The following is a 25481-nucleotide window of genomic DNA, read 5'->3' on the forward strand; positions in this document are numbered from 1 at the left end:
GGACATGGTGACGCGGGCGCCTTCGGCGGCAAACCTGTCGAGCACGGCCTGATTACGGTCGCACACGATCAGGTTGAATCCACCCTCGGCGGCGCAGCGGGCCATCGGCGCGCCCATGAGGCCTGCACCAATAAAAGCCACGGTTTTGATGGTCATTACAGCTCTCCTGTTTTCCTGTTGGGTTTGCTACCCGGTCATCGTCCCCCGTGGAGCCATACACAGTGCAGGAGACGGACAGGAAGAACCCTGTCTGTTTCCACTATGCGGAGACGTTTGCTCTGCCGCTTACGGGCCGCCGGACCAAGGCCTTCTTGACGACAAAGTGGGCGTCGAGCATTCGCAGTAGTGACATGATTTGCGGAGATCTTTCGCCGCGGTATTTCCAGGCAGCCTACGGCGTGCGTTCTTTTTTCTGCCCGAGTCACGTGTGTCGCTCACCATCGTGCTGCCGAGGAACACTGCCGCGATGTCCCTACACACGAAGGTCTGGTACGTCGGGATCATCGTTGAGGCGCGCGGCGATACAAGATGCTGCCCGATCAGGACGCGCATGACAACGGCAATTGGCGCACGTTCATTGTGCGCAAATACACTCCACCGCGAGCCTGAAACCTTCTTCGGATGTTCAACGCCGCAGTCAGCGGTCTACGCTCGGCAGCACGGCGCTAGTCGTCAATTAAAAACTCTAGAACGAAAGTGACCAGAGTGCGACCACCGTGTTTTGTAATATGAAATAAAAATACGGCTATTAATGAACTGGCTGATTTCAGGCGGGATAACTACGGCGAATCGTTGGATGTGCTGCAAGAAGCTGCTAACCACGCGCAAACCTGTATCCCTGTGATTGGGGCAGCGGGCATGCTGACGAATCTCCATTTGACGAGGATGTCTGCCGTTCACAGCTTCACGGTGACGTTGATTGGACACACGGTTCGGACATCTGTCCGAAAGCCGGACACTTCCCGCGCGCACGAGTCGATACCGTTAGACGAGGCATCACGGCGTCCGTGCGATTTTTTCTCGTTATCTCAGCCGTTTGGGGGATTCCGGTGGTGACCATCAGGCGCGATGGCACAGCTGTTGCAATAGGGTAGGCGGGCTCAACACGGATGGAACCGACCGGAAGTGCATTGCCCGCTAATGTCTATCGATACATTCGAATTCAATACATACGGAGACAACACCATGACCAACGTGCAGTCAGCCGAACTTGCTCGCCTCGATGCAGCATCGCCCGCGAAGAGTAATCGCAATGGAGAGAACGATCGCGCGGACTACGATGTCCTGATTGTGGGCGCTGGCTTTTCGGGCGTCTACCAGTTGTACAACCTGCGCAAACGTGGCTTCAAGGTACGGCTCCTTGAAGCCGCACCCGATATCGGCGGCATCTGGTACTGGAACTGCTACCCGGGCGCGCGTGTCGATACACAGGTGCCGATTTACGAATTCTCGGATGAAAATCTGTGGAAGGACTGGAACTGGAAAGAGCTCTTTCCGGGCTGGGAAGAACTGCGCAACTACTTCGACTACGTCGATAGCAAGTGGCATATCCGCAAGGATATCGAGTTCAATGCGCGCGTGACATCGGCAGACTTCGATGAAGCCGGCAACCAATGGACAGTGAGGACCAGGAGCGGAGATCAATTCCGCTCGCGCTATGTCATTCTCTGTACGGGCTTCGCGGCCAAGGCCTATATTCCGGCGATCGAAGGATTGGACTCGTTTGCCGGTCCGAAGCCGCACACTGGTCTGTGGCCACAGGAAGGTCTGGATTTCGCCGGCAAGCGGGTTGGTGTGATCGGCACCGGTGCGAGCGCCGTGCAGGTCATCCAGGAGGCAGCCAAAACGGCTTCGCACGTGACAGTCTTCCAGCGCACCATGAACATGGCATTGCCGATGGGCCCGCGTCACACTGACGTGAGTGCGCAAAGCCGCATGAAGGCCGACTATCCGGCACGCTTTGACTTGCGACGTAAGACCTTCGGCGGGTTCGACATGGACTTCCTCCCGAAGGGCGCACTGGAAGTCTCGCCCGAGGAGCGCCAGGAAATCTACGAAGCGGTCTGGGCCAAGGCCGGTTTCCACCCGTGGCTGGCGACATTCAATGATGTGCTCTTCAACAAGGAAGCCAATGACACGGCGTACGCTTTCTGGCGCGACAAGACGCGGGCGCGGATCAATGACCCGGACATCGCGAGGAAGCTGGCCCCCGATACGGCGCCTTACCCGTTCGGTACCAAGCGGCCGTGTCTCGAGAACGGTTACTACGAGGTATTCAATCAGGATAACGTAACGCTAGTGGATCTTCGGGAAAATGCGATTCACCATGTCACGCCTAATGCGGTCGTGACGGCGGACGGTATCGAACGTGAGCTAGACATTCTCGTAATGGGCACTGGTTTCGATGCCGTGACGGGCGGTATCCTGAGCATCGACATTCGCGGCGTCGACGGATCCACGATCAACGAGCGCTGGAAAGACGGTATCCGGGCGAACCTGGGGCTGGCAACCGCAGGGTTCCCGAACCTGCTCTTCGTGTATGGTCCGCACGCTCCTACCGGTTTCCTGAACGGCCCGACCGCAGCAGAAGCACAGGGTGACGTTGTCATTCAACTGCTCGACTACCTTCGCGCAAACGACTACGCGCGCATCGAATCGACGAAGGGCGCCGACGAAGCGTGGGCAGAACACGTCAGCGATGTTGCATCGAAGACGCTCTTCGTCCAGACCAACTCGTGGTACATGGGCGCCAACATCCCGGGAAAAAAGCGCGAAATGCTCAACTATCCCGGTGGCCTTCCGCTGTACCTCCAAAAGTGCGATGAGACGGCGCAGAAGGGCTACGAGGGCTTCGTATTGTCCCGCGCGACTGTCGGAAGCATTGAGCCTGAAGTGGCTTGATCGAATCGGTCCTCATGATGGGAAGGTGCTGTGCGGATTGCCGCACAGCACCCAATTCAACGCCCCGTCACGAGAGACCTTGACCCACTGATTCAGGCTCCGAGGACAAACTTCATGATTGAATTCCAGTTCCAGACCACGCCGAGAATCGCGTGTCAGCGTGGCGCGATCAGCACGCTCGGCACAATTGCTCGCGAGTTCGGCGTCAAACACGCCTTTCTCGTCACCGACAGCGGTCTTCACAAGGCCGGTGTGACGGCTTCCGCCATTGAAGCGCTGCGCAGGGCGCAGGTCGAAGTCACCGTTTTCTCCGACGTGTTGGCGGATCCGCCGGAAGCGACTATTGTCAATGCGTCGGATATTGCTCGACAGACGGGCGTCGACGGCGTCATCGGCTTCGGCGGCGGCAGCTCGCTTGATACAGCCAAACTGGTCGCGCTACTCGTTCGTACACCACAAGCGATGGGCGACATCTACGGCGTTGGCGCCGCGCGCGGTCCCCGGCTGCCGTTGATCCAGATACCGACAACGGCCGGCACCGGTTCGGAGGTCACGCCCATCTCGGTCGTGACCACACCGGGCGACGAAAAGAAGCCCGTCGTTTCTCCCTTGCTCTTGCCGGATTTCGCGTTGCTCGATTGCGAGTTGACGGTTGGCCTGCCGCCTGCTGTGACCGCGATGACCGGCGTGGACGCGATGGTTCATGCCATCGAGACGCTGACTACACATCTGAAGAAAAATCCGCTCTCCGACCTGCTGGCTCTCCAGGCGTTGAAGATGCTCTACGACCATCTCCCACGGGCTGTTGACACGGGCTCAGATCTCGATGTGCGCGAGCAGATGCTGCTGGGATCGCTTTTCGCCGGCATGGCCTTCGCCAATTCCTCCGTGGGTGCCGTGCATGCGTTGGCCTATCCCCTTGGCGTTCGCTATCACGTGCCTCACGGCCTCTCCAATTCGCTCATGTTGCCGCACGTTCTGCGCTTCAATCTGGATACGGCGCAGGCGATCTATGCACGGATGGGACGAGCGATCCAGCCGAACCTGGCATCGGCGTCCGAAGCCGAATCGGCTAATACATTCGTGGATGCGGTATGCAGGCTTGTTGCCGGGATGCCCTATGCACAGCGTCTTCGCGACGTGAACGTGAAGCAGGACAGTCTCGCGATGCTGGCGAACGACGTGATGAACATTCGGCGCCTGCTGGTTCACAACCCGCGAGAGATTGAACACGAAGAAGCGCTGGCGCTTTACCAGGCGGCTTTCTAACGAAACGCGATATCCGCGCGTTCCACACACAGTTCGCCGGTCCCACGTCGTGGGGACTGGCGCTTGCGCTTGACAGAAAACCAATCATGACAACATCCGTTCACAAGAATTTCATTGCTGGCGAGTGGGTAGAAGGCGCGACCGTCGGCTTCAATACCAACCCATCCGATACCACTGACGTGGTGGGAGCCTATGCCCGTGCCGATGCGACGCAGACCGCGCAAGCCATTGATGCGGCCTGGGATGCGAAAGCCGTGTGGGCACGTTGTACCGCAGAGCAACGCTCCGATGCCCTTGACCGAATCGGAACCGAACTGCTTGCCCGGCGTGACGAACTAGGGCAATTGCTGTCTCGGGAAGAAGGAAAGACGCTTGCCGAAGGCATTGGTGAAGCCGCGCGGGCAGGACGGATTTTCAGGTTCTTCGCGGGTGAGGTACTGCGCGCTTCGGGGGAGCGGCTGCCGTCTATCCGGCCAGGTGTCGACGTTGAGGTGACCCGCGAGCCTGAAGGTGTCGTGGGTATTATCACACCGTGGAATTTTCCGCTTGCCATTCCCGCCTGGAAGATTGCCCCTGCGTTGGCCTTCGGAAATACCGTCGTGTTCAAGCCCGCCGATCTGGTTCCGGGCAGTGCATGGGCGTTGGCGGAGATCATCGCGCGAGCGGGAGCCTTGCCCGCTGGGGTGTTTAACCTGGTGATGGGACCGGGGTCGAAGGTCGGCCATGCCATTGCGTCTTCCCGGAAGGTCCGGGCGATCAGCTTTACCGGTTCGGTTGAGACTGGTCGCGGGATCGGCGTGACCTGCCTTCAGCGTGGGGCGAAAGTGCAACTGGAGATGGGTGGCAAGAATCCGCTTGTCATCCTGAACGATGCCGATCTCGACACGGCGGTATCCGTTGCCATCCAGGGATCGTTCTATTCGACAGGGCAGCGTTGTACGGGCTCAAGCCGCCTGATTGTCGAGGAGTCGATCCACGACGCGTTCGTCGAGGCAATGACGGCACGTATGGCAACGCTTCGTGTCGACCACGCGCTCAAGGAGGGCACCGATATCGGCCCGGTCGCCTCTCAGGAGCAACTGGAGCAGGACTGCCGGTACATCGAGACCGCCATTGCGGAGGGCGCGAAACGCGTCGCCGGCGGCCAATTGCTCACGCGCGACACGGCGGGCTACTATCTGTCGCCGGCGTTGTTCACGCAGACGCAAAACGACATGCGCATCAACCGGGAAGAAGTCTTCGGCCCCGTCGCTTCAGTCATACGCGTGAAAGATTACGAGGAGGCGGTGAGCGTTGCCAACGACACGGATTTTGGTTTGTCTTCGGGCATCTGCACAACCTCGTTGAAATACGCGGCGGACTTTAAGCGGCGTTCGAGCGCAGGCATGGTGATGGTGAACGTGGCGACAGCGGGTGTCGATTACCACGCGCCATTCGGCGGCCGTAAAGGGTCCAGCTACGGTCCTCGCGAGCAGGGTAGCTATGCCCGCGAATTCTATACGTCGGTCAAGACTGCTTATACGTTGTCCTGAGCAATGTAGACGCGATTTCAGCCCGGAGCGGCTTGCAACCACGCCATGTTTTCGCGTGTCTGCCGCAACGGGCACAAAGAAGGCCCGGCATGCGCCACCGGGCCACCCATTCAGGCAAGTAGTTCGCGATCGATCTCTCCGATCGAACGCTTTCCCAGCATCGCCATGTTCCGGTCGACTTCGTCCCTGAGCAGGCTGATGGCGTGACGGACACCGGGTGTGCCGCCCACAGCTGCGGCATACATAAACGGACGGCCGACGAACACGAACTGCGCGCCCAGCGCAAGTGCCTTCAGTACATCTCCACCTCGCCGGATTCCGCTGTCCATCATCACGACGGTTCTGCCCCCAACGGCATCGCAGATCCGGGGCAAGACATGTAGCGGTTCGATTGCGCCGTCCAGCTGACGTCCACCGTGGTTCGACACAATGATGCCGTCTGCGCCAATCTCGACCGCGCGCAGCGCGTCGTCCGCGTCAAGGATGCCCTTGATGACGAGATTTCCGCTCCAGCGCCTGCGAATTCGCGCGATGTCCGACCATGACAGATGATCGCGGCCCGTGGTGTCACGAATCGCCGTCGCGGATAACATCGGGGCTCCGCGCGTCGCGAATGAATTTTCGAAATGGGGCATCCCATGATTGAATAGCGTCCGGGCGAATGTCCCGAGCAGCCACCGTGGGTGGGAAATGCCATCCATTGCCAGACGCAGCGACGGACGCAACGGCAATGAGAAGCCGGTGCGAACGTTGTTTTCACGATTGGCCCATACGGGAATGTCAACCGTGATAACCAGCGTGGAAAAACCCGCGGCCTTGACGCGATCAATCAGCGCATCGCTGCGCGCGACGTCGCCGGGGAGGTAGGCCTGAAACCACGTCCCCGGAGCAGCGGCGTGCACTGTCTCCATCGGAATGAGCGAAGAACCGCTCATGATCGCCGGGATGTTTTCTTCCGCAGCAGCACGAGCCAGAGCAACGTCACCTCGATATGCCGAAAGAGCGCTGATTCCGATCGGGGCGATACCGAATGGAGAAGACCAGGTCTGGTTGAAGATCGTGGTCTGCTGGGATCGACCTGATACGTCAACGAGTACCTTTGGGCAGTACTTCAGGCGTTCGAACGCATGGCGATTGGCTGCGGCTGATGTTCCGTCCTCCGCCGCGCCGGAAATATAGCCGAAAAGCGGGCGCGGCAGGAAACGCCGTGCTGCCAGCTCGAAGTCCGCTAGAGAGAGGATCTTGCGCAACCGCGGCGGGATATCGCGTCTGAGTCCATAGGCTGCCTGCGTCAACTGTTTGACGGGTGGCATGCCCTGAGCCTTGATGGTCTCCATATGGCTTTTCATTTCATCTCTTCGCATTGCTTTTCCAATTGGCGGAGTTAGCTGCACGCTTGTCCGTTGAATGCTGCATCAAGCTGCGAACATCCCACGCTGTCGCATCAGTTCACGAAACAGTGATTCGTGTTGCCGGAACGGGGCACGCCCGTGGAGATAGAAGTCATTGTTCAGGACCACGAGATCGCCTACTGGCAGCACGACTTCCTTCGTTCCGGTGGAGGCTTCCATCGACGCCGATAGTGCATGGAGGAATGCGGCTTCTTCGCGATTCGACGGCTGAACGAACTGGTCGATAAACGAGATCGACAAGCCGTATTTCCCCTGGAAGAAGAGCGGTCTTTCGACCTTCTCGTTGACGTTCTTGGACCCAGGCGCCTTGTACATGAAAGGCTGATTGCCGAGCCTGTGATTGACAAACTGGTCGCGTTCTTCCCAGTCGTCGAGATGCAGAAAGCGTGATTCTCCTCCAGCCGCGTTTCGCTCACCAAACTTCATCATCAGCAGCCAGTCCGTAGCCTCGCTGACGAATGTACCGTCGGTATGCAGCGTGAACAGCCGATATGCCTGGCGAAGATACGAATCGCTGCTGTCGGTGTGCTGCACCACGAAGCGGGCATAGTAGGTGCCCGACATGGCATCGTGGTTGCCGGGGCCGAGGATATGGCCGACTGCCGTGCCAAATTTGACGAAATCGGTCGGGTCTTGAGAAAGGCCCTGGAGGCCGATGGTAACGCCGCCGTGCCGACGGTCCTTGACCAGTTCGACAAGCGTGCGGGCGAAATGCTCACCAAGGCGCGCGACCAGTTTGTCGGCGAGGTGATAGCGCATAAGCGGAACGTATTCGAGATTCTGGACATCGATGCCCCTGACGTCCTGCAAAAAGCCGGCGAGGGCATCGCGATCGCCTGTCACGTGCACGATGCGGTGATGGTCGGGGTGTGCGGATAAACGGAAAAGCGGTTGGCTGTCAGCGACGGAAATCGTCTCGGCGAGCAGTGCATCCATGCTGTTCTCCTCTGTGATCGAGGCTCCATTTCACACGGCTTTTTTGATAGCATCCATCTTGGAAATCAGAATCTTTATTCGCTATTGGAGATTAAATGATCGATGCCCGTCAGCTGAGGTACTTCACGGCGGTGGTGGAGGAACTGCACTTTGCCAAAGCAGCGGATCGACTGGATATCGCGCAATCGGCGCTTAGCACGCAAATTCAGCGCCTCGAACAGGACATGGGTGTCCGGCTACTGAACCGCAATAAACGACAGCCTGTGACGCTGACCGATGCGGGCCGCCTCTTCCACGCCGAAGCGGTTGCGGCATTGCGCCATATCGACCGTGCCGACCAGATAGGACGTCTCGCGGCCAGAGGGCTCGCGGGCGTTGTGCGGATCGGCTCTGTCGCGTCGGGTGTGAGCACCGGCGTATTGTCCAGAATGCTGCGCGAATTCCGCGCGACGCACGGCGATGTCCGGGTCGAGGTCGTGGCGCTGGAGACGCCGCGCCAATTCCAGGCGCTTGAAAGCGGCGAGATCGACGTGGGTATTCTCAGGCCGCGGCACCCGTGTCCACCGGGTATCGTGGCCACGATCGTCCATACTGAACACCTTATGGTCGCGATGGCGGAAGATCATTTGCTGGCGACGCGCAAGACAGTATCGGTCAGCGATCTGAAGGATCAGTTATTCATATCGCCGAACTTCGATGACGACGAGGGATTCAGCGCGGTACTCAACGCACTCGGTGCGGCCGGCGATTTCGTGCCATTTCTGGAGTATCGAGTGCACGACTTCATTGCGGCCATCAGCCTTGCCTCGGCGGGCTATGGCGTTGCGGTTGTTCCGGAATCGATGCGCAATTTCACACAACCGGGGATGTGCTATCGGCCCATTGTCGATTTCAGGTTCGCCGTTCAACTCGCGATGGCCAGCAGAAAGCGGGAACTCTCACCCGCTGTCCGGGCGTTCGTGACGCAATCGCTGGCGCTTTATCCGGAGGGCGACCGGAGTTAGGGTATCGAACCACGAAGGATGGCGAGCAGAAAGGGAATCATGATAGAGGCTTGCTGTCGTCGTCGGTAACGAACGAACGCCTTATGCCATAGGCCCTTATCTTGACGTACAACGTGCTTCGCGCGATGCCGAGACTCTGCGCAGCCTGGCGGAGATTTCCACCGTGTGCATCGATGGCGGCGATGATCGATTCGCGTTCGCGCGCCTTCAGGCCCGCGAGTTTGGGGCCCTCCGGCTGAACATCCTCACTCCTGCACTCGAGCGGGAGGTCGTCGAGCATGAGTGTGTCGCCATCGGCGATCTGGCACATGCTTTCCAGCGTGTTCTTGAGTTCACGGATATTGCCCGGCCAGGCATGCAGACTGAGCGCCTGACGCAATTCGGCGCTGATTAGCTTGGCGGGCGTTCCCGTGCGTTGCGCGAAGCGCTCGACGAAATGTTCCGCGAGGAGCGGCACGTCGCGTTGCCTGGAGCGCAATGGCGGCAGGCTCAACGTGGCCACTGCCAGACGGTAATACAGGTCTTCGCGGAAGCGTCCCTCCCCAATCACTGCACGCAGATTCCGGTTGGTCGCCGAAATGATGCGTACTGTCACTTTGCGGGCGCGGCTTTCGCCGATTCTCGTTACGATGCCGTCTTGCAGCACCCTGAGTAGATGAGGTTGCACGTCGAGCGGCAATTCGCCAATTTCATCGAGGAAGAGCGTGCCGCCATCGGCCTCTTCGAATTTCCCGCGACGCCCGCCCTTGACAGCACCGGTAAATGCGCCCTCGGCATACCCGAACAACTCGCTTGCAATGAGCTCGCGCGCGAAGGCTCCGCAATTGACGGCGACGAAGGGGCCCGCGTGAACGGGCGAGCATTCATGAATGGCCTTCGCAAACTCTTCCTTGCCCACTCCGGTTTCGCCGAGCAGCAGCACCGGGAGCGTTCCCGCTGCGAGGCGGCGAGCGCGACTGACTGCCGCTCCGATGGCGTCGCTGAGCCCAACGATGTTCTCGAATCCCGTTCCGGGCGATGCCTCGTTCACCACCGCGGGGCGCGCGAGTGCTGTCTGGGACGAGCGCAGCGTGCTTCGCGGAATGACCACGAGTGAGCCAAAGCTTCTGCCATCAAACCTGACCGGCTGGACCCATTCCGGTTTGACCCACAACGGCAGGTCAACCGGGCGGCGACAGGCGCTGCGCAACGTACCCGGCAGGGGCTGACCGTGTACGACAGGTTGCGGGAGCCCTAACCGCGTCAATGCGTCCGAAGCATGCTGGTTCGCGCTGATTACGCGCCCCTTGGCATCCAGCACGATGACGCCGTCGCCGTGCCATGTGGACGATTCGGCGCTGCACCATTCGAGCAGTTTGATCGTGTCACGCGCCTCTTTTCCCTTGAGAATCGACTCGATCTGCGTCGCAATCGATATTGCGAGCCCGAGACTGTGGAAATTAAAGGTGTCGTCGGAGCCTGAAATGTCGATGGCGCCAAGAATGTCACCGCCGCGCCCATCGCGTACCAATGCGGCGGAACACGTCCAGGCTTTGACACCTTCGCAGTAATGTTCGAGCGCATGGACCTGAACCGGGCTGCCGGCAGCAATGGCGGTTCCAATCGCATTGGTCCCGCTCACAAGCTCTCCCCAATGTCCACCGGGGGCGATATGACGCTCGGCGCCAGAATCCACGGTCGCTGGATCGCCGTAGGCATTCAGGATCACGCCCTGCGGATCCGTCACCACGAGTACGCTTCGGGACTGGTTGAGTACGCCTCCGAGCGACGCGACGACTTCCCGTGTCACATCCAGCAAATCCTGATGCTCCATATGCAGTTGCTGGAGGTCATCGCCGCGGGCGGCCAAAGGGGCCTCCTCGACCGCCGGCGGTACCTGTCCCTCCCGGCATCTCTGCCAGGAGGACAGGATCACATCCCGGACCTTGGCGTCGTGAACCTGTTCCGCGCCGCTGCCTTCCACCATGAAATTTTCCCACGCCGACATCACACGACGGGAAAAGTCAGGTGAAAACACCTCCGTCCCCAGCACATCCAATTGCATCGCTCCTCCTTGCTATGGCGGCTTGCCGCCGCGCGCTGGCGGGGTGTCTCGCATCGCTCCCGCTCATTTGGACTTTTTACGCCAAGCTTGCCCGCACAGCAATTCAAGTTTCCACCCATCGATTATCGCTGCGACGGCAAATTCGGCGTGCCCGCATGTCCTCGCATGTGCATGTGCCGTTGCACTCCTTGTCCAAACGCAGCGGGAACGGCTGTCGGGCAGGTTTCACGCAATGCAATATACGCGCCAGTTGAATGACCCGCATGACCCAATGCGGGAGAACAATCAAATTCATGAGTGTCCGATTACCGGACATTTGCCCGATCCACGTGTCCAGAAAATCACTCGGACCACACGTACATTCGTCCTCCGTCTGCGCATCGGGCGCGTACTTTCGTGCCCGGACAGCGCGTTGCACGCTTCTTGCAATCGAAGACCGGCCAGGCTGAAAGAACAGGCGAAGTATGTGCCGGCGAGCTGCGCTTTTTCTTCCTGCCGCTTGCCTGTATTTCGGTTTGGTCATTCCGTGTCATGCACACGCGTTTGCGCACGTAGCTAACGTATAAATTCGGCATGCTAATAATATTAAGGAGACAAATTTGATGAAAGTTAAACACTCGTGTCTGAAGCTGACGACCTGTCTGGCCACGTTTGCGATCAGCACAACCGGGCACGCTGACAGTGGCGTGACGTTATACGGTGTGATCGACACTGGCATCATGTATTCGAGCAAAACCGCGGATGACACCACCGGAGCCAATACCGGCAAGCAGTTCGCGATGGTCGGCGCGGGGCTGGTACCGTCCGTATTTGGTCTGACCGGAAACGAGGATCTCGGCGGCGGCCTGAATGCCAGTTTCAAGCTCGAAAGCGGCGTCAGCGCGGCCAATGGCGGGTTTGCCGATTGCAACGGATACCTGTTCGGCTGTCAGGCGTGGGTCGCCCTCGGAGGGCAATTCGGGACGGTCAAAGCCGGGCTTCAATATTCACCGTTCTTCCTCGCGCTTTATGCGTCCGATCCGCGCTCATTCACGCTGTTCGGTAGCAGCCTCGTCAACATGGTCGACAATGTTCTTGCCACTGGCATCTATAACGCGAACGCCGTTTCGTATGCCAGCCCGGTGTTTGGCGGCCTGCAAGCAAGTGTGATGTATGCACTTGGTGGCAAGGGAGGGGATTTTCAGGCTGGAAGGCAGTATTCGGCCAGCCTGAGCTACACTCACGGTGGGCTGATGATCAATGCCGCCATCTACGACGGTAACAGCGGCGGCACGGTGCAGACGCCGTTCCCCAGCACCCAGGCGTTCCTGGGGCGCACGATTGGCGCTGCATACAAGTTCGGCATGCTCACTGCCAAGCTGGCCTTCGTCAACTACAAGACCGCTGCTTCGTTCAACAACAACGTCTACAGCGGGGGGCTTGACTATCTGATAACGCCGACCATCGCCGTCAACGGTGGTGTCTGGATCACGAGCGACCGCAATCACACGAGCAATCACTCGGTGATGGGCGCAGTGGGCGGCGAGTATTTTCTGTCGAAACGAACCACACTTTATGCCCAGATTGGAGCCGTCGATAATCACGGTGCGATGAATACGGGTCTGTCGATCAATGGACCGCTCTACGGCGTGGAGGGCACGACAGTTGCCAGCATGATCGGTATGCGACACTCGTTCTAGGTGCCGCCAGTCCAGTGGATGTTATTCTGCGACTTCTGATCGTGGACGATGGCACGTGGGATGGAACAGCAGCCGTTCTATATCGATAGGGGCGGCAACTGACCGCCCCGAAGACACGACACCGCCCGGACATCTGTCCGGGCGGTTGCCAAACGCGAATTGTCGGGTTACAGAGGATCCGCGTTGCCCGCCAACACGTCGCGAAAGCGCGGTTTGCGTTTTTCGAGGAAGGCGCGAACACCCTCCTGGGACTCAGCCGTCTCGTAGTACATCGCCAGCGCCTGCATGCCCTGGCCTGCGATGCCGCGAATTGATTCGCTGTCCGCATTGAAGGAACGCTTGGCGATCGCGAGTGCGGTAGGGCTCATCGCGAGAATCTCCTGACTCCATTTCTCGACTTCCGCGTCCAGTTGGTCGTGCGGCACGACCGCGTTAACAAGCCCCATACTCAACGCCTCAGCCGCGGCGTAGCGGCGACATAGGAACCAGATTTCCCGCGCCCGCTTTTCACCGACGACACGTGCGAGCAGCGCCGTTCCAAATCCCGGATCAACCGATCCGACCTTCGGACCGACCTGACCCAACTGGGCAGTTTCGGAGGCAATAGCGAGATCGCAACACGTAACCAGCACATTTCCGCCACCAATCGCATAGCCGTTCACGCGGGCGATGACGGGCTTGGGACAGTCCCGGATGACACCCTGGAGTTCTTCAACCGGCAGCCCGATCAGTCCTCGGCCATCGTATCCGCCGTCATGCGCGGACTGATCGCCGCCCGTGCAAAATGCCTTGTCGCCGGCGCCGGTCAGTACAACGACCCCAATCGACTTGTCCCATGACGCCGCGTTGAATGCGTGGATGAGTTCGTCGCAAGTCTTGCCGCGGAACGCATTGTACTTTTGCGGACGGTTGATGGTAATGCGGGCCACGCCAGCTTGAACTTCATAGAGAATGTCGGTGTATTCGGTCATCTTGGTTCGCTCAACATTTAAAAGTCGGTAAAAAATCAGGAAATAATCAACCCGCCGCCTACGGGAAGATGTGGCCGGTGGTCGATCGCGTTTCATCGGATGCGAGAAAGAGCACCGTCGAGGCGACGTCTTCTGGCGCAATCAGGCCCAAGAGCTGATTCTTTGCCGCTACACCGGTCGCGCCATCCACCTTCATCATCGCCAGCACCCGGTCCGTTCCTGTTGCGCCAGGGGCGAGTGCATTCACGCGGACCCGGTCCTTCGCGTATTCCACCGCCATCGCGAGCCTTTTCGTCTCGGTCCCTTGTGCCGCATCACGATCCAGAATCGCGATCCGCGCGCCCTCCCGCGCGAAGGCCAAGGCCGTTGCGCGGCCATTTCCCGCTGAACCTCCCGCAATAAGGGCGACTTTTCCGTCGAGCCTGGCCATTTTGTCTCCTGTTGTGATGCGGCGATAACGATTGTCGAAACGTTTGCGGTTTACAGTTCAGATCGAGAACGTATGCTCAATAGCGGGAAAGGCGCCGCTCTTCACGTCGGTCGCATAAGCACGGATGGCTTCTTCGATGGAGGAGCAACCCTCCATGAAGTTCCTGACGAACCGGGCCTTTCTCCCCGGGAACACGCCAATCGCGTCGTGCAGCACGAGCACCTGTCCGGAACATTCCGCTCCCGCACCAATGCCGATAGTCGGGATCGTGAGGCGGCGCGTTACCTCTTTGGCCAGCGTAGCCGGGATCGCTTCCATGACCAGAAGCTGCGCACCGGCGGCTTGCAAGGCTAGCGCGTCGTCGACGAGTCTCGCCGCAGCGGACTCCGTTTTTCCCTGGACGCGGAATCCGCCAAGCGCATGGACGGATTGGGGCGTCAGTCCAACATGGGCACACACCGGTATGCCACGCTCTACGAGGAAGCGCACGGTATCCATCAGCCAGGCGCCACCTTCAAGCTTCACCATTTGTGCACCGGCTTGCATCAGGCGCGCGGCATTGTTGAATGCTTCCAGAGGTGTCGGGTAGGTCGCGAACGGCATGTCCGAGACGACTAACGCGCTTGCGGTGCCCCGGACTACCGATTCGGTGTGGTAAATCATCTGCTCGATGGTCACTGGCAGGGTTGTCGATTGTCCCTGGCATACGTTTCCGAGCGAATCGCCGACAAGCAGGACATCGATTCCGCAGCGATCCAGCACTGCCGCGAAGCTTGCGTCATAGCAGGCCATCATCGCGATCTTCTCGTTTTCGACGCGCATGGCCTGCAACATGGGGACCGTCACCTGTTTTCGGGTTGCATCCTGGAGGTAAGTCATTTCGGTAGTGCCAGAAAATATACGATTGGTCAAACGATCCGTGTCGTGTAAAAAACCGCGATCACGAAGAACACTGCGAGGGTTTTTATCAGCGTCACCGCGAATATCTCGCGATAGGACTGTCGATGCGTGAGGCCGGTTACCGCCAGCAAGGTAATGACCGCGCCGTTATGCGGAAGCGTGTCCATGCCACCGCTTGCCATTGCCACCACCCGGTGCAGGACCTCCATCGGGATCTGGGCAGTCTGGGCATTTCTGATCAGCAGATCCGATATTGCTCCGAGTGCAATGCTCATGCCGCCCGATGCCGACCCCGTAATGCCAGCGAGCGTGCTCACCGACACCGCTGCGTTCACCAGGGGATCAGGAATGCTTTTGAGTGCATCGCTGATAACGACGAAACCGGGAAGGGCTGCAATGACGCCACCAAAGCCGTACTCCGATGCGGTATTCATGGCAGCGAGGAGCGCACCCGCGGCGGCAATTTTTGAGCCTTCGGCAAACCCCGCAGCAACACGGCGAAACGCCGCGACAATGACCAGCGCGATGCCAAGGAGCAATGAGGCTTCGACTGCCCAGATCCCGGTGACGGTCTTCACCGGCGTGGTGACTGGAGCATGCAAACCCGGCAGGATTTCTGGCGCAACCGTGTACGACGTGCCATACCAGACTGGAATCCATTTCGTGAATAGAAAATTGGCAATCCCAACAAGCAGCAAAGGAAGAATGGCGAGAATGGGGCTGGGCAGTGCGTCGGCGGCAACGTGTTGTGGTTCGTTTGCTAGTACGGTTCCGTATCCTTCACCTGTGGCCATGACGCTACGGCGGCGCCATTCCAGATAGGTGAGACCGACCGCCACAATAAAAACTGAGCCGATGATGCCCAGCGCCGGTGCTGCCCAACCCGTTGTTTTGAAGAACGTGGTCGGAATGATGTTCTGGATCTGGGGAGTGCCAGGCAGCGAGTCCATCGTGAACGAGAACGAGCCAAGCGCGATCGCGCCGGGCATCAAGCGCTTGGGAATGTTGCTTTGACGATAAAGCTCGGCAGCAAAGGGATAGACCGCGAACACGACGACGAACACGGAGACGCCGCCATACGTGAGCAGGGCGCACACCGTGACGATAACCAAATTGGCTCGGGAGCGGCCGATGTAGCGAATTGCCGCAGCCACGATCGAGGCGGCAAAGGCAGACATTTCGATAACCTTGCCAAACAGCGCACCAAGGAGAAACACAGGAAAGTACAGCTTGACGAAGCTGACCATCTTTTCCATGAAGATGCCCGAGAACACCGGCGCAACGGCAGCAGGCTCGGTCAGGAGGACGGCCGCAAGTGCAGCAATCGGCGCAAATAGAATGACGCTGTAGCCGCGATAGGCTGCGATCATTAAAAACACCAGCGCTGCGACGACTATCAAAAAGCTCATTCAATGTCTCCAAGGCTAATTATATTGAGTTCATTCTTCACTACTGAGGCGCCGGAATGGGGATTGAACGAACCAGATACCGTCGCGTATCGGTAGCCGGACCATTGCCAACACCGTCTCTCTTCCATTTCTGTGAGAGATCTTTCGCTGGTTATGTCGAATAGAGCGTGCCGTGAATGTGTGCGGTTAAAACCGAGACACGTACCGCTGTATCCATGGGATTATCCACGTTCTGATTTTGAGGGGAATGCAATGGATGCACGTTGCATGTGCACTTTTGCACACTGATTTCCCGAGGGCATGCTTCAGCCCTTAGGCGACATAGCAGGGTTCGGGGCTGGAGTGTTGTGCACGATGGCGGTCAGGACGATGAAGTTAGCCATCAGGATGGCCGGCAGCAGCGTGAGTTCGTGCACGCTTATTTCACGGGCGACTGTCAAGGGTGATTTGACAGTCTGTTCATCAGTTTTGTAATTGTCAAAGATGTCTAGCGCCCTGAAAATGTGCCAATCTTGCTTGGAATACATAATAAGGGCCTTATTTTCCAGTGCATAGCAAACCTAGCAATGCTGGATTTTAAATGGCGATATCTGTACCTCTGAATCGCACTGCCCACAGCATGACCATCTATGGCCTCGCCGGTGATTTATTTGTTTTTCTACCGGGATGTGTCCATGGGCTGGGGTAACGCAGGTGGTCTGGTAATCAGGGAGAAGTCGATGCTTGAAGCTACCCGCGATCCTACTCGCCTACAGGCTCGGGATCTCGCAAATGCAGAAGACGCATCCGTTTGGCGATGGTTCTCCGCGCTATACGAGGAGGGCAGAATCAGGTGGTGCAAAGCTGACAAAGGCTGGTTGGTGAGTGTGGATCACCGGCATCTTGCTACTGAAGCGGACTTCGATTCAGCGATCCGGAGCGCACGCGAACGGTTTTTTAACGGCCACATGAACCGGAAAAAGGCCTATGCGTGACGCCGACCTGTTCAGCTTCGACAGGGAACTTGAACAAGAGCGCGATGGGAGCCGTAGGCTCACGTCTGACCGTGTTTGACATGGCAAAGATAGACGACGTTGCTGATGCAACGGTCGATAACACGATCGGAAAGGCGATAGGGCACGGCTGCGAGCCGTGTCGCAAGTGAAGTGACAACAATTTTTATCTCCAGGAGATTTCAATGCTTGACGCGTATCTGTATTCCGGCTTGCGTACGCCCTTTGGCCGTGTGGCGGGCGCGCTCGCCCCTGTACGGGCAGATGACCTTGTTGCAGGCGTCATTCGCCGTGTCATAGAGCAGAGTCCCTTCCAGCCGGAGCAGATTGAAGATGTCGTGCTGGGTTGCGCCTGTCAGGCCGGGGAGGACAGCCGTAACGTCGCTCGCCATGCGGCCCTGCTGGCAGGTCTGCCGCCAAGCGTTCCTGGACAGACCGTCAATCGTCTTTGTTCCAGCGGACTCGCCGCCGTGCTCGACGTTGCACGCGCGGTCACGGCGGGTGAGGGCGATCTCTACGTCGCGGGAGGTGTTGAAAGCATGAGCCGTGCCCCGTTTGTTGTCGCGAAAAGCGAAACGGCGTTTGGTCGGGATTTCAAGGTTTATGACTCTGCCATTGGCGCGCGCTTTCCGAATCCACTTATCGAGCGGGAATATGGCGCGGATACGATGCCACAGACCGCGGACAACGTCGCACGGGACCTTGAACTGTCACGCGAGGACAGCGACCGATTTGCGGCAGCCTCTCAGGCAAAGTTTGCAAAAGCTCAGGAATCCGGATTTTTTGCGGGCGAAATTCTGCCGGTTTCGGTGCCTACCGGAAAAAAGACCCCGCCCAAACTGGTGGAGAAGGACGAGCACCCTCGAGGGGATACCACGGTTGAATCGCTCGCGTCGCTGCGGACGTTGCAACCTGGTGGGGTGACCACGGCCGGCAATGCGTCGGGTGTCAACGACGGCGCGGTTGCCATGCTCATTGGCAACCTTGCAGTCGGCGAGCGGGCCGGGGTCCGTCCAATGGCCAGGATTCTCGCGGGCGCGGCGTTCGGCGTTGAACCCCGAGTGATGGGCATTGGTCCGGCGCTGGCGATTCCGAAAGCCTTGCAGCGAGCGGGCCTTTCGCTGGCCAACATGGATGTCATTGAGATCAATGAGGCATTCGCGGCTCAGGTCCTTGGCTGCCTGAAGATGCTTGATCTGGCCTTCGACGATCCGCGCGTCAATCCGAATGGTGGTGCTATCGCTCTTGGGCATCCTCTGGGCGCATCCGGCGCCCGCATCCTGCTCAGTACGGCACGCGAGTTGGTCAGGCGCGGCGGGCGCTATGCGGTCGTCAGTCTTTGCATTGGCGTCGGTCAGGGCCTCGCGGTCGTCATTGAGCGGGTGTGAATCCCGCGCCAGCGGTTTGTGCCTCTGATGCAGCCACAGTGGCAAGGCACTTACTCCTGGCATTCTGGTCCGCGGCGGTCGGCTTGTTTCGGCGTTGTCGCGAGTGGCCTGAGCCGCGCCAGTGCACTTCGATTGGACTGGCGCGGCGCGGTTCGTGCGGTCCGATCATACGGGTCGACATTCCTGGCGAGTATCCTGGGTCCGTGGCACGCATGCAACGCGTGGCGCCTCCCGACAGGCTATCGTCGCAGAAGCTTTGGATAGCTCTGAACGACTGCCCGAATGTAATCCCAGACGACCCTGACGCGCGTGGTGCGAAACAGATCCTCTGGCGCGGCCAGCCACAAGGTGCGGGTGATTTGCGGCATGTCGGGAAACAGGTTGACCAGTTCCGGCCGTGCTGCCGCCACATAAGGAGTCAGGAGCGCAATTCCCAGGCCCGCCGCGACGGCTTCTCGCTGTGCAAGCACGCTCGTCGATGTGAATTGTCTTCGCGGATTGGAGACCAGTTCATCAAGGATGCGATACCGCTCGCTGAGAGATCCATCGTGGACGTAGTCGACGAAGTCATGGTTGACGATGTCCGTCAATTCCTGAATAGGGCCATTCGTGTCGAGGTAGGCTTTAGAGGTGTAGAAAAAATAGTCGACATCCGCGATGCGGCTCACGGTATACCGGCCGATCTGCGGCGGCTCCAGGGTGACAAGAATTTCGACCTCGCGAGTCACCAGACTCGGGAACTGCGGCTGGGCCATGAGTTCGACATGCAGGTCGGGGTGTTGAGCGTTAAGCTTGGCCATGCCTGGTGCCAGGATGTGGATGCCAAAAGCCTCTGGCGTCCCAACCCGGACCGTACCATACACGGCACTTGATTGGTTCATGTTGGCCTCCAGCGCGCCGAGCATCGCATTTTCCATGCGCTCGGCGTGTGGAACCAGCGACTTTCCCGCATCCGTCAGGGAGAAGCCGTTACGTCGCCGATCAAACAATACGCTACCAAGCGATTCCTCAAGGCGGTTGATCCGGCGCGACACGGTCGAATGCTCGACTCCAAGTCGCTCGCCGGCCAGAGAAACCTTTCCGGTACGGGCAACTTCGAGAAAATAGCGAAAATCCGTCCACTCGACATCATTCATGATTTTCGTCCGCGCTTTTGCATGTTCGTTTTGAAGGCCTGATCAGTCAAAAAGGCGGAAGGGCAGCACGTCAGCAGATGGGCCAGATATGGGCGACGTTTCCCTCAACATACGGTTGCTTCTTTCTATCCGATCGCCGTCCGGTTCAAGGTCGAATGCCGTGAATGACTGTTGCCCTTGAACCGCCAGCCAATAGCCAGAATCAGGACAGTGCGAACGTCAGGGTGGGTTCCGTACGTTTCTGCAACGCTTCCTGCGTTACGCCAGGCGCAATTTCCTTGACTACGAGTCCGGCGTCCGTAACGTCCATCACGGCGAGGTCGGTAATGATCCTGCTCACGACGTTAGCGCCGGTCAGAGGAAGAGAACACTGTCGCAGGATCTTCAGGTCACCTGAGCGCGTATGGTGTTCCATCAGAACGATCACTCGCCGCGCCCCTCCGACAAGATCCATTGCGCCACCCATACCCTTAACCAGTTTACCGGGAATCATCCAGTTGGCAAGGTCGCCGCGTTCGCTTACCTGCATGGCGCCCAGGATCGATTGATCCATATGCCCCCCACGGATCATGGCAAATGACATCGATGACGAACAGATCGACGCGCCGGGTACCATGGTGATGGTCTGTTTTGCAGCGTCAATCAGATCGGGATTGATTTCATCTTCAAACGGCGGCGGGCCAATGCCAATCAGGCCATTTTCCGATTGAAGCCATACCTGCATGCCTTCCGGAACATGATCCACCACCTTTGTCGGAAGTCCGATGCCGAGATTGACATAGTCACCATCGTGGAGTTCGGCAGCCGCGCGCGCCGCCATTTCTTCATGCGTCCAAGCCATTTTTAGCCTTTCAGTTGCTACGTGTGCGGAAATTGCGTCGTTCGATGGGCTTTTCAGGGCTGCCGTTGACGACAATCCGGTCGACGAAAATGCCCGGCAGGTGAACATCGTCCGGATCGAGCTGACCGATATCGACCACCTTCTCCACTTCGGCGACGGTGATTTTTCCTGCCATCGCGACATCGGGATTGAAATTTCGTGCAGTCCGCGAAAAGACCAGATTGCCGGCACGATCGGCAATGTGCGCTTTCACCAGGGAAACATCCGCATTCAATGCGGTTTCCATGATGTAACGCTTGCCATCAAAGAGGCGCTCCTCCTTGCCTTCTGCGATGACCGTACCCACGCCGGTGCGGGTGAAGAACGCGGGAATGCCAGCGCCGGCCGCTCGCAAGCGCTCCGCCAGGCTGCCCTGCGGCGTGAATTCAAGTTCGAGTTCACCGCTCAGGTACTGACGTTCAAACTCCTTGTTCTCGCCCACATAGGAAGCGACCATGCGTTTGATCTGGCGGGTCTTCAAGAGGGTACCGAGCCCAAAATCGTCGATGCCGGCGTTGTTGCTAATACAGGTGAAGCCCTGCTTGCCGGAATCGCGAAGTGCCAGAATCAACTTCTCCGGAATTCCACATACTCCGAATCCTCCAATCGCAATGGTCTGTCCATCGGCTATGATGCCGGACAGCGCTTCTTCTGCCGAACTGTATAACTTCTCCATATCAAGCTCTTTTAGTTAAAAATATAAATCCCGCAGGAAACGTGCGAATCCCGATTCGGAATAGACGATTACTGTGGCGAATGATGTGGGAGTTCTGAAATAACACCCTCCTGATGCTTCAAAATTCTGGTACTACGCGCCAATGGTTGCAACGGCAAACGATGCAAGGGCGGTGTGCGAAAATGCACAGAGGGGCGCGATCCCAGCCGCAGCCAGATGGGACGGAAACTTGTTGATGCGGGCAGTCAAGCCGGGTAGGGGTATTCACCGAGCTTGCGATGTGTCGCGTAAATCGTCGGGGAGCTGTTTTCCTGCTGGAATCCCCGCAAGTTTCTCAAGACACGCTACTCAGTTTTTCGGCGGCGCAATAAACATACAGAAATGAGGGAATGCCGGCTTTGGAGTGATATTCAAAACGCAAGAAAATTTATTATTGGCTTCGACATGCAGGCTTGATGAACGCAGTGAAAATGCGTGGTTCATTTTCGCCCGATCGATTTCCCAAATCACAGTTGCGACTCGATTGGCAACAGCCCCAGTAACCAGATTTCCAGCCTACGCGCCGCCGACACCGCAGGTTCTGTATCGAGTTCGGTTTTCGTACCATCCGCGTTGATCTGAATCCATATGGGTTCGCCTCGTCCCGCCGCGTCAGTCCGGATCTCCACGCGCCACGCGATCCGGTCGATTTTCGATTCCACGTAGCTCGCTACATCGTCGGCAAAGGTTGGACTCTCACAGTACACACCGATCTCGGTATTGAGTTTCAGCGAACGAGGGTCGAGATTCATCGATCCGATGAAGATGCTCTGGTGATCGAACACGTATGTCTTCGCATGAAGCGACGCGCGCGACGATCCAAACACGACCTGCTTCGAAATGCTTTCGTCGCCCAACGGGCGCCGCTCGTAAAGCATCACGCCAGCCTCGACGAGATCGCGTCGATAGCGAACGTAACCGGCATGGACAGCCGCTACGTCGGTCGATGCAAGCGAGTTGGTCAGCACCGTCACGCGCACGCCGCGTGCCGTGAGCGCACGAAGCCGTTCGACGCCTTCTTCGCCAGGCACGAAGTACGGCGACACAATAAGCAGGTCGTGTTCCGGCTGAAGTTCGAGCGTCCTCAGCCTCGGCAACAGATGCCCTTCGTTGTCGTTCGGCGAGCGTGCAATCTTCGACGGATCGTCATACAAAACCGTGGCATGCCCCCAGGACAGTTCCGTACCCTGTCCGTGGATCATCTGATCCAACCGCTGCCGTGCCGCGATCACATATGGGTTGTCCTCCATGGCGCGCAGGTAATCGCGCAATCGCTCGCGCTCCTGATTCAGTCCTTCCGGTGGCGCGGCGTGCGTGTCGAGCACATTGATCGGGTACGCATACGGGGAATTCCAGAACTTGTCGAATTCGGCTGAGACCTCGGTCACGGCGGGGCCGTGCATCACGACATCGAGATCGCCGAACTCCACAAGCGACGAGGCGCCGAAATATTCGTCGCCAATGTTGCGCCCACCCAGGATCGCGGCCTGGTTGTCCGCAATCATCGCCTTGTTGTGCATGCGCCGGTCGACTCGCGAGAACTCGAGCGCAGCGCCAATCTTCCTGAACGAGCGGGTCGCGACTGGATTGAACAGCCGGATCTCGATGTTCGGATGTGAGCTGATTTCGAGTAACTTCCGGTCGTCGGCGTTCGTGCCGAGATCGTCGAGCAGGATGCGCACCCGTACGCCGCGATCTGCTGCGCGGATGACGGCATCGGCCAATTCGCGACCGGTCAGGTCGTCGTGCCAGATGTAGTACTGGAGATCGAGTGCGCGATCGGCGCGATCGGCGAGGAGCACGCGCGCGTCCAGCGCGTCGATTGGATCCTTCAGGAGGTGAAATGCGTCGAGACCAGGGTGGGCCTCGGCCTGTGGCCGGAAGGCCATGCCCAGGCGCGTATTGCCAGTATCGGTGATTGCGTACGTGGGCTCGCGATTCGTCTGTGGCGGCAGGCTGGCGCAGGCGACGAGCGCCAGTAGTAAAAGCGTCGTACCCAACGAGCGCGGCGTGACCATGAATGCCGCTCCTTCTCGTGGGTGAGTGCCTGCTTGTTCTTGCTGGTCAGACGAGATATCGCAAACCGGCGGCTAACACGACACCAGTCCGGCCTTCGCCGCAGCTGGTTCGATCGTGCCCCAGCTTACACCCGCACGGCTTACGTTTCGCGTGCGGGTTTTCTACTCTCGCGCATCAATGTCTTTCGTGCCTTAGGTCGCCTTGACGCTGGAAGCTTTCGCGTCCCCGACACCGTCCGCCGCTTTTGCGCCGTCGCGACGCAGGTGCAGCGCGGCGACGAGGCGCTCGCCGAAACCGTCATCCAATGGCGATCCGCTCAGAAACAATCGATAGTAGATCGGTCCCAGGAGGAGGTCGGTGACCATCTCCGGATCGAGGCCTTCGCGCAACTCCCCCTTTTCAATGCCGCGTTCCACCACCCGGCGAATGTCTGCCAGACGGCGATTCACCACGTTTTTTCGATAGGCCTCTGCGAGTTCCGGGTCGGTGGCTACCTCTGACACCAACCCTTGCATGATGCGGCCCATCAGCGTTGAACGCAGGAGTTCAATCGTTCGGTCGACCACCGCGGCGAGCTGGCTGCACGCATCGCCGACATCAGGCTGCGCGCCAACGTCGTCGACCATATCGAGCAACACCGCCAGGGCAAGGTCCGTTTTCGAGCGATAGCGCCGATAGATCGTCGTCTTGGCCACACCGGAGCGGCTTGCGACCCCCTCTACCGCCAAACCGCTCACCCCGTTTTCCGCCAGAAGTTCTCGAGCGGCATCGAGTACCAATTTTTTCTTGCGCGCGCGCTCCCCGGGTGTGTGAAGTCGCGTTTCGCCATCTGGAGCGTCGTTTACGCCCTGCTTGAGCGGTATTTGCGCCATTTTCCCCTGCCTTTCGAGTCGTTAGCCAGCATCCTATCACGCGCACAATTGCCAAAACGCTACGTATCGTTTCGTTTACGTGCTAGAGTATCGATACGCTTCGTAGCGTTTTGTTTGTGCAGTACGGCTTAAATATCAAGGAGCAGCACCATGTCTACCGACAACTATCAACGCGGACTCAAAAAGATGATGGAGTACGCCGCACCCGGCGATCCGAACGTGTTGACCCACAGCAAAATTACCGAAGACCTGAAGGACATCGCGCCGGACGTCTCCCGATACATGGTCGAATTCGCCTTCGGCGAGATTTACACCCGGCCGGGCCTGACCAAGCGAGAGCAGGCTCTCGTGACGATTGCTTCGCTGACGACGCTCGGTACCGAACCGGAGATCGAGCTGCATATCCACACTGGCCTCACGGCAGGCCTGAGCAAGGACGAGATCGTGGCGGCGATCATCCACCTGATTCCCTACATCGGTTTCCCGCGCGTGCTCAATGCCCTCTACATCGTCAAGAAGGTGGTCGCCCAGCGCGCCGCAACGAACCCGGAAGGCGCTCACGCGTAATACCGCGCGCGAGAACCGCCTCACCGCGTGTCGAGAGGGGCTCCAGACTTGCCGATCGTGGGAACGCACCAACCGGCGATCTGCAAAGCGGATCCGCTGCGTTCCGGCAACGATGCGGATCTGGTGCGGAGCGACCTGATCAACCCATCAACGGCTCGCGGTCGTCGGTTTCAGATACCGATGCATCCGCGCGGCAGTCGTGCGATCCCACACATGGCTCAAGAGGCGAAGTGTGGGTAGCAACCCAACAGGAAAACAGGAGAGCTGTAATGACCATCAAAACTGTGGCTTTTATTGGCGCAGGCCTCATGGGCGCGCCGATGGCCCGCTGCGCCGCCAAGGGTGGTTTCAACCTGATCGTGTGCGACCGTAATCAGGCCGTGCTCGACAGGTTTGCCGCCGAAGGCGCCCGCGTCACCATGTCA

At 58.7% G+C, this 25481-nt stretch carries 22 protein-coding genes; 8 read left to right on the forward strand and 14 right to left on the reverse strand.

Annotation, left to right across the window (positions count from 1 at the left end):
• Window positions 1-156, reverse strand: a 156-nt coding sequence (locus U5782_RS40110) for an NAD(P)-binding domain-containing protein (protein WP_322049429.1), incomplete at its 3' end; no start/stop codon positions are given.
• A gap of 1029 nt (window positions 157-1185) precedes the next feature.
• On the opposite strand from U5782_RS40110, the gene U5782_RS40115 reads away from it, so the two are divergent.
• From U5782_RS40115 to U5782_RS40125, 3 genes are all read left to right on the forward strand, one after another.
• A complete protein-coding gene (locus U5782_RS40115) occupies window positions 1186-2901 on the forward strand; it encodes an NAD(P)/FAD-dependent oxidoreductase (protein WP_322049410.1) in 1716 nt (571 codons plus the stop codon).
• Between the two features lie 114 nt (window positions 2902-3015).
• A complete protein-coding gene (locus tag U5782_RS40120) occupies window positions 3016-4170 on the forward strand; it encodes an iron-containing alcohol dehydrogenase (protein ID WP_322049411.1) in 1155 nt (384 codons plus the stop codon).
• A gap of 86 nt (window positions 4171-4256) precedes the next feature.
• Complete coding sequence (locus U5782_RS40125; protein WP_322049412.1) at window positions 4257-5702, forward strand: aldehyde dehydrogenase family protein; 1446 nt, start codon at window positions 4257-4259, stop codon at window positions 5700-5702.
• Between the two features lie 110 nt (window positions 5703-5812).
• Here the strand turns inward: U5782_RS40125 and U5782_RS40130 are convergent, their stop codons facing one another.
• Together U5782_RS40130 and glaH are read right to left on the reverse strand one after the other, a co-directional pair.
• Entirely contained in the window at window positions 5813-7015 is a 1203-nt protein-coding gene (locus tag U5782_RS40130) for an alpha-hydroxy acid oxidase (RefSeq protein ID WP_322049430.1), read from the reverse strand.
• Window positions 7016-7117: 102 nt separating this feature from the next.
• A complete protein-coding gene (glaH, locus tag U5782_RS40135; RefSeq protein WP_322049413.1) occupies window positions 7118-8050 on the reverse strand; it encodes a glutarate dioxygenase GlaH in 933 nt (310 codons plus the stop codon).
• Window positions 8051-8145: 95 nt separating this feature from the next.
• Between glaH and U5782_RS40140 the strand changes: the two genes are divergently transcribed.
• The gene (locus tag U5782_RS40140) at window positions 8146-9054 is read left to right on the forward strand and encodes a LysR family transcriptional regulator (RefSeq protein WP_322049414.1); all 909 of its coding nucleotides are present in this window, start codon (window positions 8146-8148) and stop codon (window positions 9052-9054) included.
• 37 nt (window positions 9055-9091) lie between these two features.
• Here U5782_RS40140 and U5782_RS40145 read toward each other — a convergent pair whose 3' ends face one another.
• Entirely contained in the window at window positions 9092-11098 is a 2007-nt protein-coding gene (locus U5782_RS40145; protein WP_322049415.1) for a sigma-54-dependent Fis family transcriptional regulator, read from the reverse strand.
• A 602-nt stretch (window positions 11099-11700) separates the two neighbouring features.
• Between U5782_RS40145 and U5782_RS40150 the strand changes: the two genes are divergently transcribed.
• Window positions 11701-12777: a porin gene (locus U5782_RS40150; RefSeq protein ID WP_322049416.1), complete on the forward strand. Its 1077-nt coding sequence runs from the start codon at window positions 11701-11703 to the stop codon at window positions 12775-12777.
• A 167-nt stretch (window positions 12778-12944) separates the two neighbouring features.
• On the opposite strand, the gene badI is transcribed toward U5782_RS40150, so the two are convergent.
• The 5 genes from badI to U5782_RS40175 all read right to left on the reverse strand — a co-directional run bounded on the left by badI (window position 12945) and on the right by U5782_RS40175 (window position 17014).
• Window positions 12945-13748 carry a 2-ketocyclohexanecarboxyl-CoA hydrolase gene (badI, locus tag U5782_RS40155; RefSeq protein ID WP_322049417.1) on the reverse strand — a complete coding sequence of 268 codons (804 nt, stop codon included), beginning with the start codon at window positions 13746-13748 and terminating at the stop codon, window positions 12945-12947.
• Window positions 13749-13806: 58 nt separating this feature from the next.
• On the reverse strand, window positions 13807-14178 hold the full coding sequence (locus tag U5782_RS40160) for an SDR family oxidoreductase (RefSeq protein ID WP_322049418.1): 372 nt from the start codon (window positions 14176-14178) through the stop codon (window positions 13807-13809).
• A 57-nt stretch (window positions 14179-14235) separates the two neighbouring features.
• The gene (panB, locus tag U5782_RS40165) at window positions 14236-15057 is read right to left on the reverse strand and encodes a 3-methyl-2-oxobutanoate hydroxymethyltransferase (RefSeq protein WP_322049419.1); all 822 of its coding nucleotides are present in this window, start codon (window positions 15055-15057) and stop codon (window positions 14236-14238) included.
• Window positions 15058-15086: 29 nt separating this feature from the next.
• Window positions 15087-16487: a GntP family permease gene (locus tag U5782_RS40170; RefSeq protein ID WP_322049420.1), complete on the reverse strand. Its 1401-nt coding sequence runs from the start codon at window positions 16485-16487 to the stop codon at window positions 15087-15089.
• Between the two features lie 305 nt (window positions 16488-16792).
• Window positions 16793-17014 carry a hypothetical protein gene (locus U5782_RS40175; protein ID WP_322049421.1) on the reverse strand — a complete coding sequence of 74 codons (222 nt, stop codon included), beginning with the start codon at window positions 17012-17014 and terminating at the stop codon, window positions 16793-16795.
• Between the two features lie 650 nt (window positions 17015-17664).
• On the opposite strand from U5782_RS40175, the gene U5782_RS40180 reads away from it, so the two are divergent.
• Window positions 17665-18867, forward strand: a complete 1203-nt coding sequence (locus U5782_RS40180) for a 3-oxoadipyl-CoA thiolase (RefSeq protein WP_322049422.1) — start codon at window positions 17665-17667, stop codon at window positions 18865-18867.
• A gap of 239 nt (window positions 18868-19106) precedes the next feature.
• Here U5782_RS40180 and U5782_RS40185 read toward each other — a convergent pair whose 3' ends face one another.
• The 5 genes from U5782_RS40185 to U5782_RS40205 all read right to left on the reverse strand — a co-directional run bounded on the left by U5782_RS40185 (window position 19107) and on the right by U5782_RS40205 (window position 24489).
• On the reverse strand, window positions 19107-20003 hold the full coding sequence (locus U5782_RS40185; protein ID WP_322049423.1) for a LysR family transcriptional regulator: 897 nt from the start codon (window positions 20001-20003) through the stop codon (window positions 19107-19109).
• A gap of 202 nt (window positions 20004-20205) precedes the next feature.
• Window positions 20206-20844, reverse strand: a complete 639-nt coding sequence (locus tag U5782_RS40190) for a 3-oxoacid CoA-transferase subunit B (protein WP_322049424.1) — start codon at window positions 20842-20844, stop codon at window positions 20206-20208.
• Between the two features lie 10 nt (window positions 20845-20854).
• Entirely contained in the window at window positions 20855-21559 is a 705-nt protein-coding gene (locus U5782_RS40195) for a CoA transferase subunit A (RefSeq protein WP_322049425.1), read from the reverse strand.
• A 506-nt stretch (window positions 21560-22065) separates the two neighbouring features.
• Window positions 22066-23616, reverse strand: coding sequence for a phospholipase D family protein (locus U5782_RS40200; RefSeq protein ID WP_322049426.1), 1551 nt, complete (start codon window positions 23614-23616; stop codon window positions 22066-22068).
• Between the two features lie 192 nt (window positions 23617-23808).
• Window positions 23809-24489 carry a TetR/AcrR family transcriptional regulator gene (locus tag U5782_RS40205; RefSeq protein ID WP_322049427.1) on the reverse strand — a complete coding sequence of 227 codons (681 nt, stop codon included), beginning with the start codon at window positions 24487-24489 and terminating at the stop codon, window positions 23809-23811.
• A 150-nt stretch (window positions 24490-24639) separates the two neighbouring features.
• Between U5782_RS40205 and U5782_RS40210 the strand changes: the two genes are divergently transcribed.
• Both U5782_RS40210 and U5782_RS40215 read left to right on the forward strand, forming a co-directional pair.
• Window positions 24640-25056: a carboxymuconolactone decarboxylase family protein gene (locus U5782_RS40210; RefSeq protein WP_322049428.1), complete on the forward strand. Its 417-nt coding sequence runs from the start codon at window positions 24640-24642 to the stop codon at window positions 25054-25056.
• A 269-nt stretch (window positions 25057-25325) separates the two neighbouring features.
• Window positions 25326-25481, forward strand: a 156-nt coding sequence (locus U5782_RS40215) for an NAD(P)-binding domain-containing protein (protein WP_322049431.1), incomplete at its 3' end; no start/stop codon positions are given.

Origin of the sequence: Paraburkholderia sp. J67 (assembly GCF_905220265.1) — a bacterium.
Classification (GTDB): domain Bacteria; phylum Pseudomonadota; class Gammaproteobacteria; order Burkholderiales; family Burkholderiaceae; genus Paraburkholderia.

Coding starts and splice junctions, on each gene's coding strand:
- U5782_RS40115 (WP_322049410.1), top strand. CDS start 1,186: ATGACCAACGTGCAGTCAGCCGAACTTGCTCGCCTCGATGCAGCATCG.
- U5782_RS40200 (WP_322049426.1), bottom strand. CDS start 23,616: ATGGTCACGCCGCGCTCGTTGGGTACGACGCTTTTACTACTGGCGCTC.
- U5782_RS40125 (WP_322049412.1), top strand. CDS start 4,257: ATGACAACATCCGTTCACAAGAATTTCATTGCTGGCGAGTGGGTAGAA.
- U5782_RS40130 (WP_322049430.1), bottom strand. CDS start 7,015: ATGCCACCCGTCAAACAGTTGACGCAGGCAGCCTATGGACTCAGACGC.
- glaH (WP_322049413.1), bottom strand. CDS start 8,050: ATGGATGCACTGCTCGCCGAGACGATTTCCGTCGCTGACAGCCAACCG.
- U5782_RS40150 (WP_322049416.1), top strand. CDS start 11,701: ATGAAAGTTAAACACTCGTGTCTGAAGCTGACGACCTGTCTGGCCACG.
- U5782_RS40185 (WP_322049423.1), bottom strand. CDS start 20,003: ATGAATGATGTCGAGTGGACGGATTTTCGCTATTTTCTCGAAGTTGCC.
- U5782_RS40190 (WP_322049424.1), bottom strand. CDS start 20,844: ATGGCTTGGACGCATGAAGAAATGGCGGCGCGCGCGGCTGCCGAACTC.
- panB (WP_322049419.1), bottom strand. CDS start 15,057: ATGACTTACCTCCAGGATGCAACCCGAAAACAGGTGACGGTCCCCATG.
- U5782_RS40145 (WP_322049415.1), bottom strand. CDS start 11,098: ATGCAATTGGATGTGCTGGGGACGGAGGTGTTTTCACCTGACTTTTCC.
- U5782_RS40175 (WP_322049421.1), bottom strand. CDS start 17,014: ATGTATTCCAAGCAAGATTGGCACATTTTCAGGGCGCTAGACATCTTT.
- U5782_RS40205 (WP_322049427.1), bottom strand. CDS start 24,489: ATGGCGCAAATACCGCTCAAGCAGGGCGTAAACGACGCTCCAGATGGC.
- U5782_RS40210 (WP_322049428.1), top strand. CDS start 24,640: ATGTCTACCGACAACTATCAACGCGGACTCAAAAAGATGATGGAGTAC.
- U5782_RS40170 (WP_322049420.1), bottom strand. CDS start 16,487: ATGAGCTTTTTGATAGTCGTCGCAGCGCTGGTGTTTTTAATGATCGCA.
- badI (WP_322049417.1), bottom strand. CDS start 13,748: ATGACCGAATACACCGACATTCTCTATGAAGTTCAAGCTGGCGTGGCC.
- U5782_RS40180 (WP_322049422.1), top strand. CDS start 17,665: ATGCTTGACGCGTATCTGTATTCCGGCTTGCGTACGCCCTTTGGCCGT.
- U5782_RS40195 (WP_322049425.1), bottom strand. CDS start 21,559: ATGGAGAAGTTATACAGTTCGGCAGAAGAAGCGCTGTCCGGCATCATA.
- U5782_RS40160 (WP_322049418.1), bottom strand. CDS start 14,178: ATGGCCAGGCTCGACGGAAAAGTCGCCCTTATTGCGGGAGGTTCAGCG.
- U5782_RS40140 (WP_322049414.1), top strand. CDS start 8,146: ATGATCGATGCCCGTCAGCTGAGGTACTTCACGGCGGTGGTGGAGGAA.
- U5782_RS40120 (WP_322049411.1), top strand. CDS start 3,016: ATGATTGAATTCCAGTTCCAGACCACGCCGAGAATCGCGTGTCAGCGT.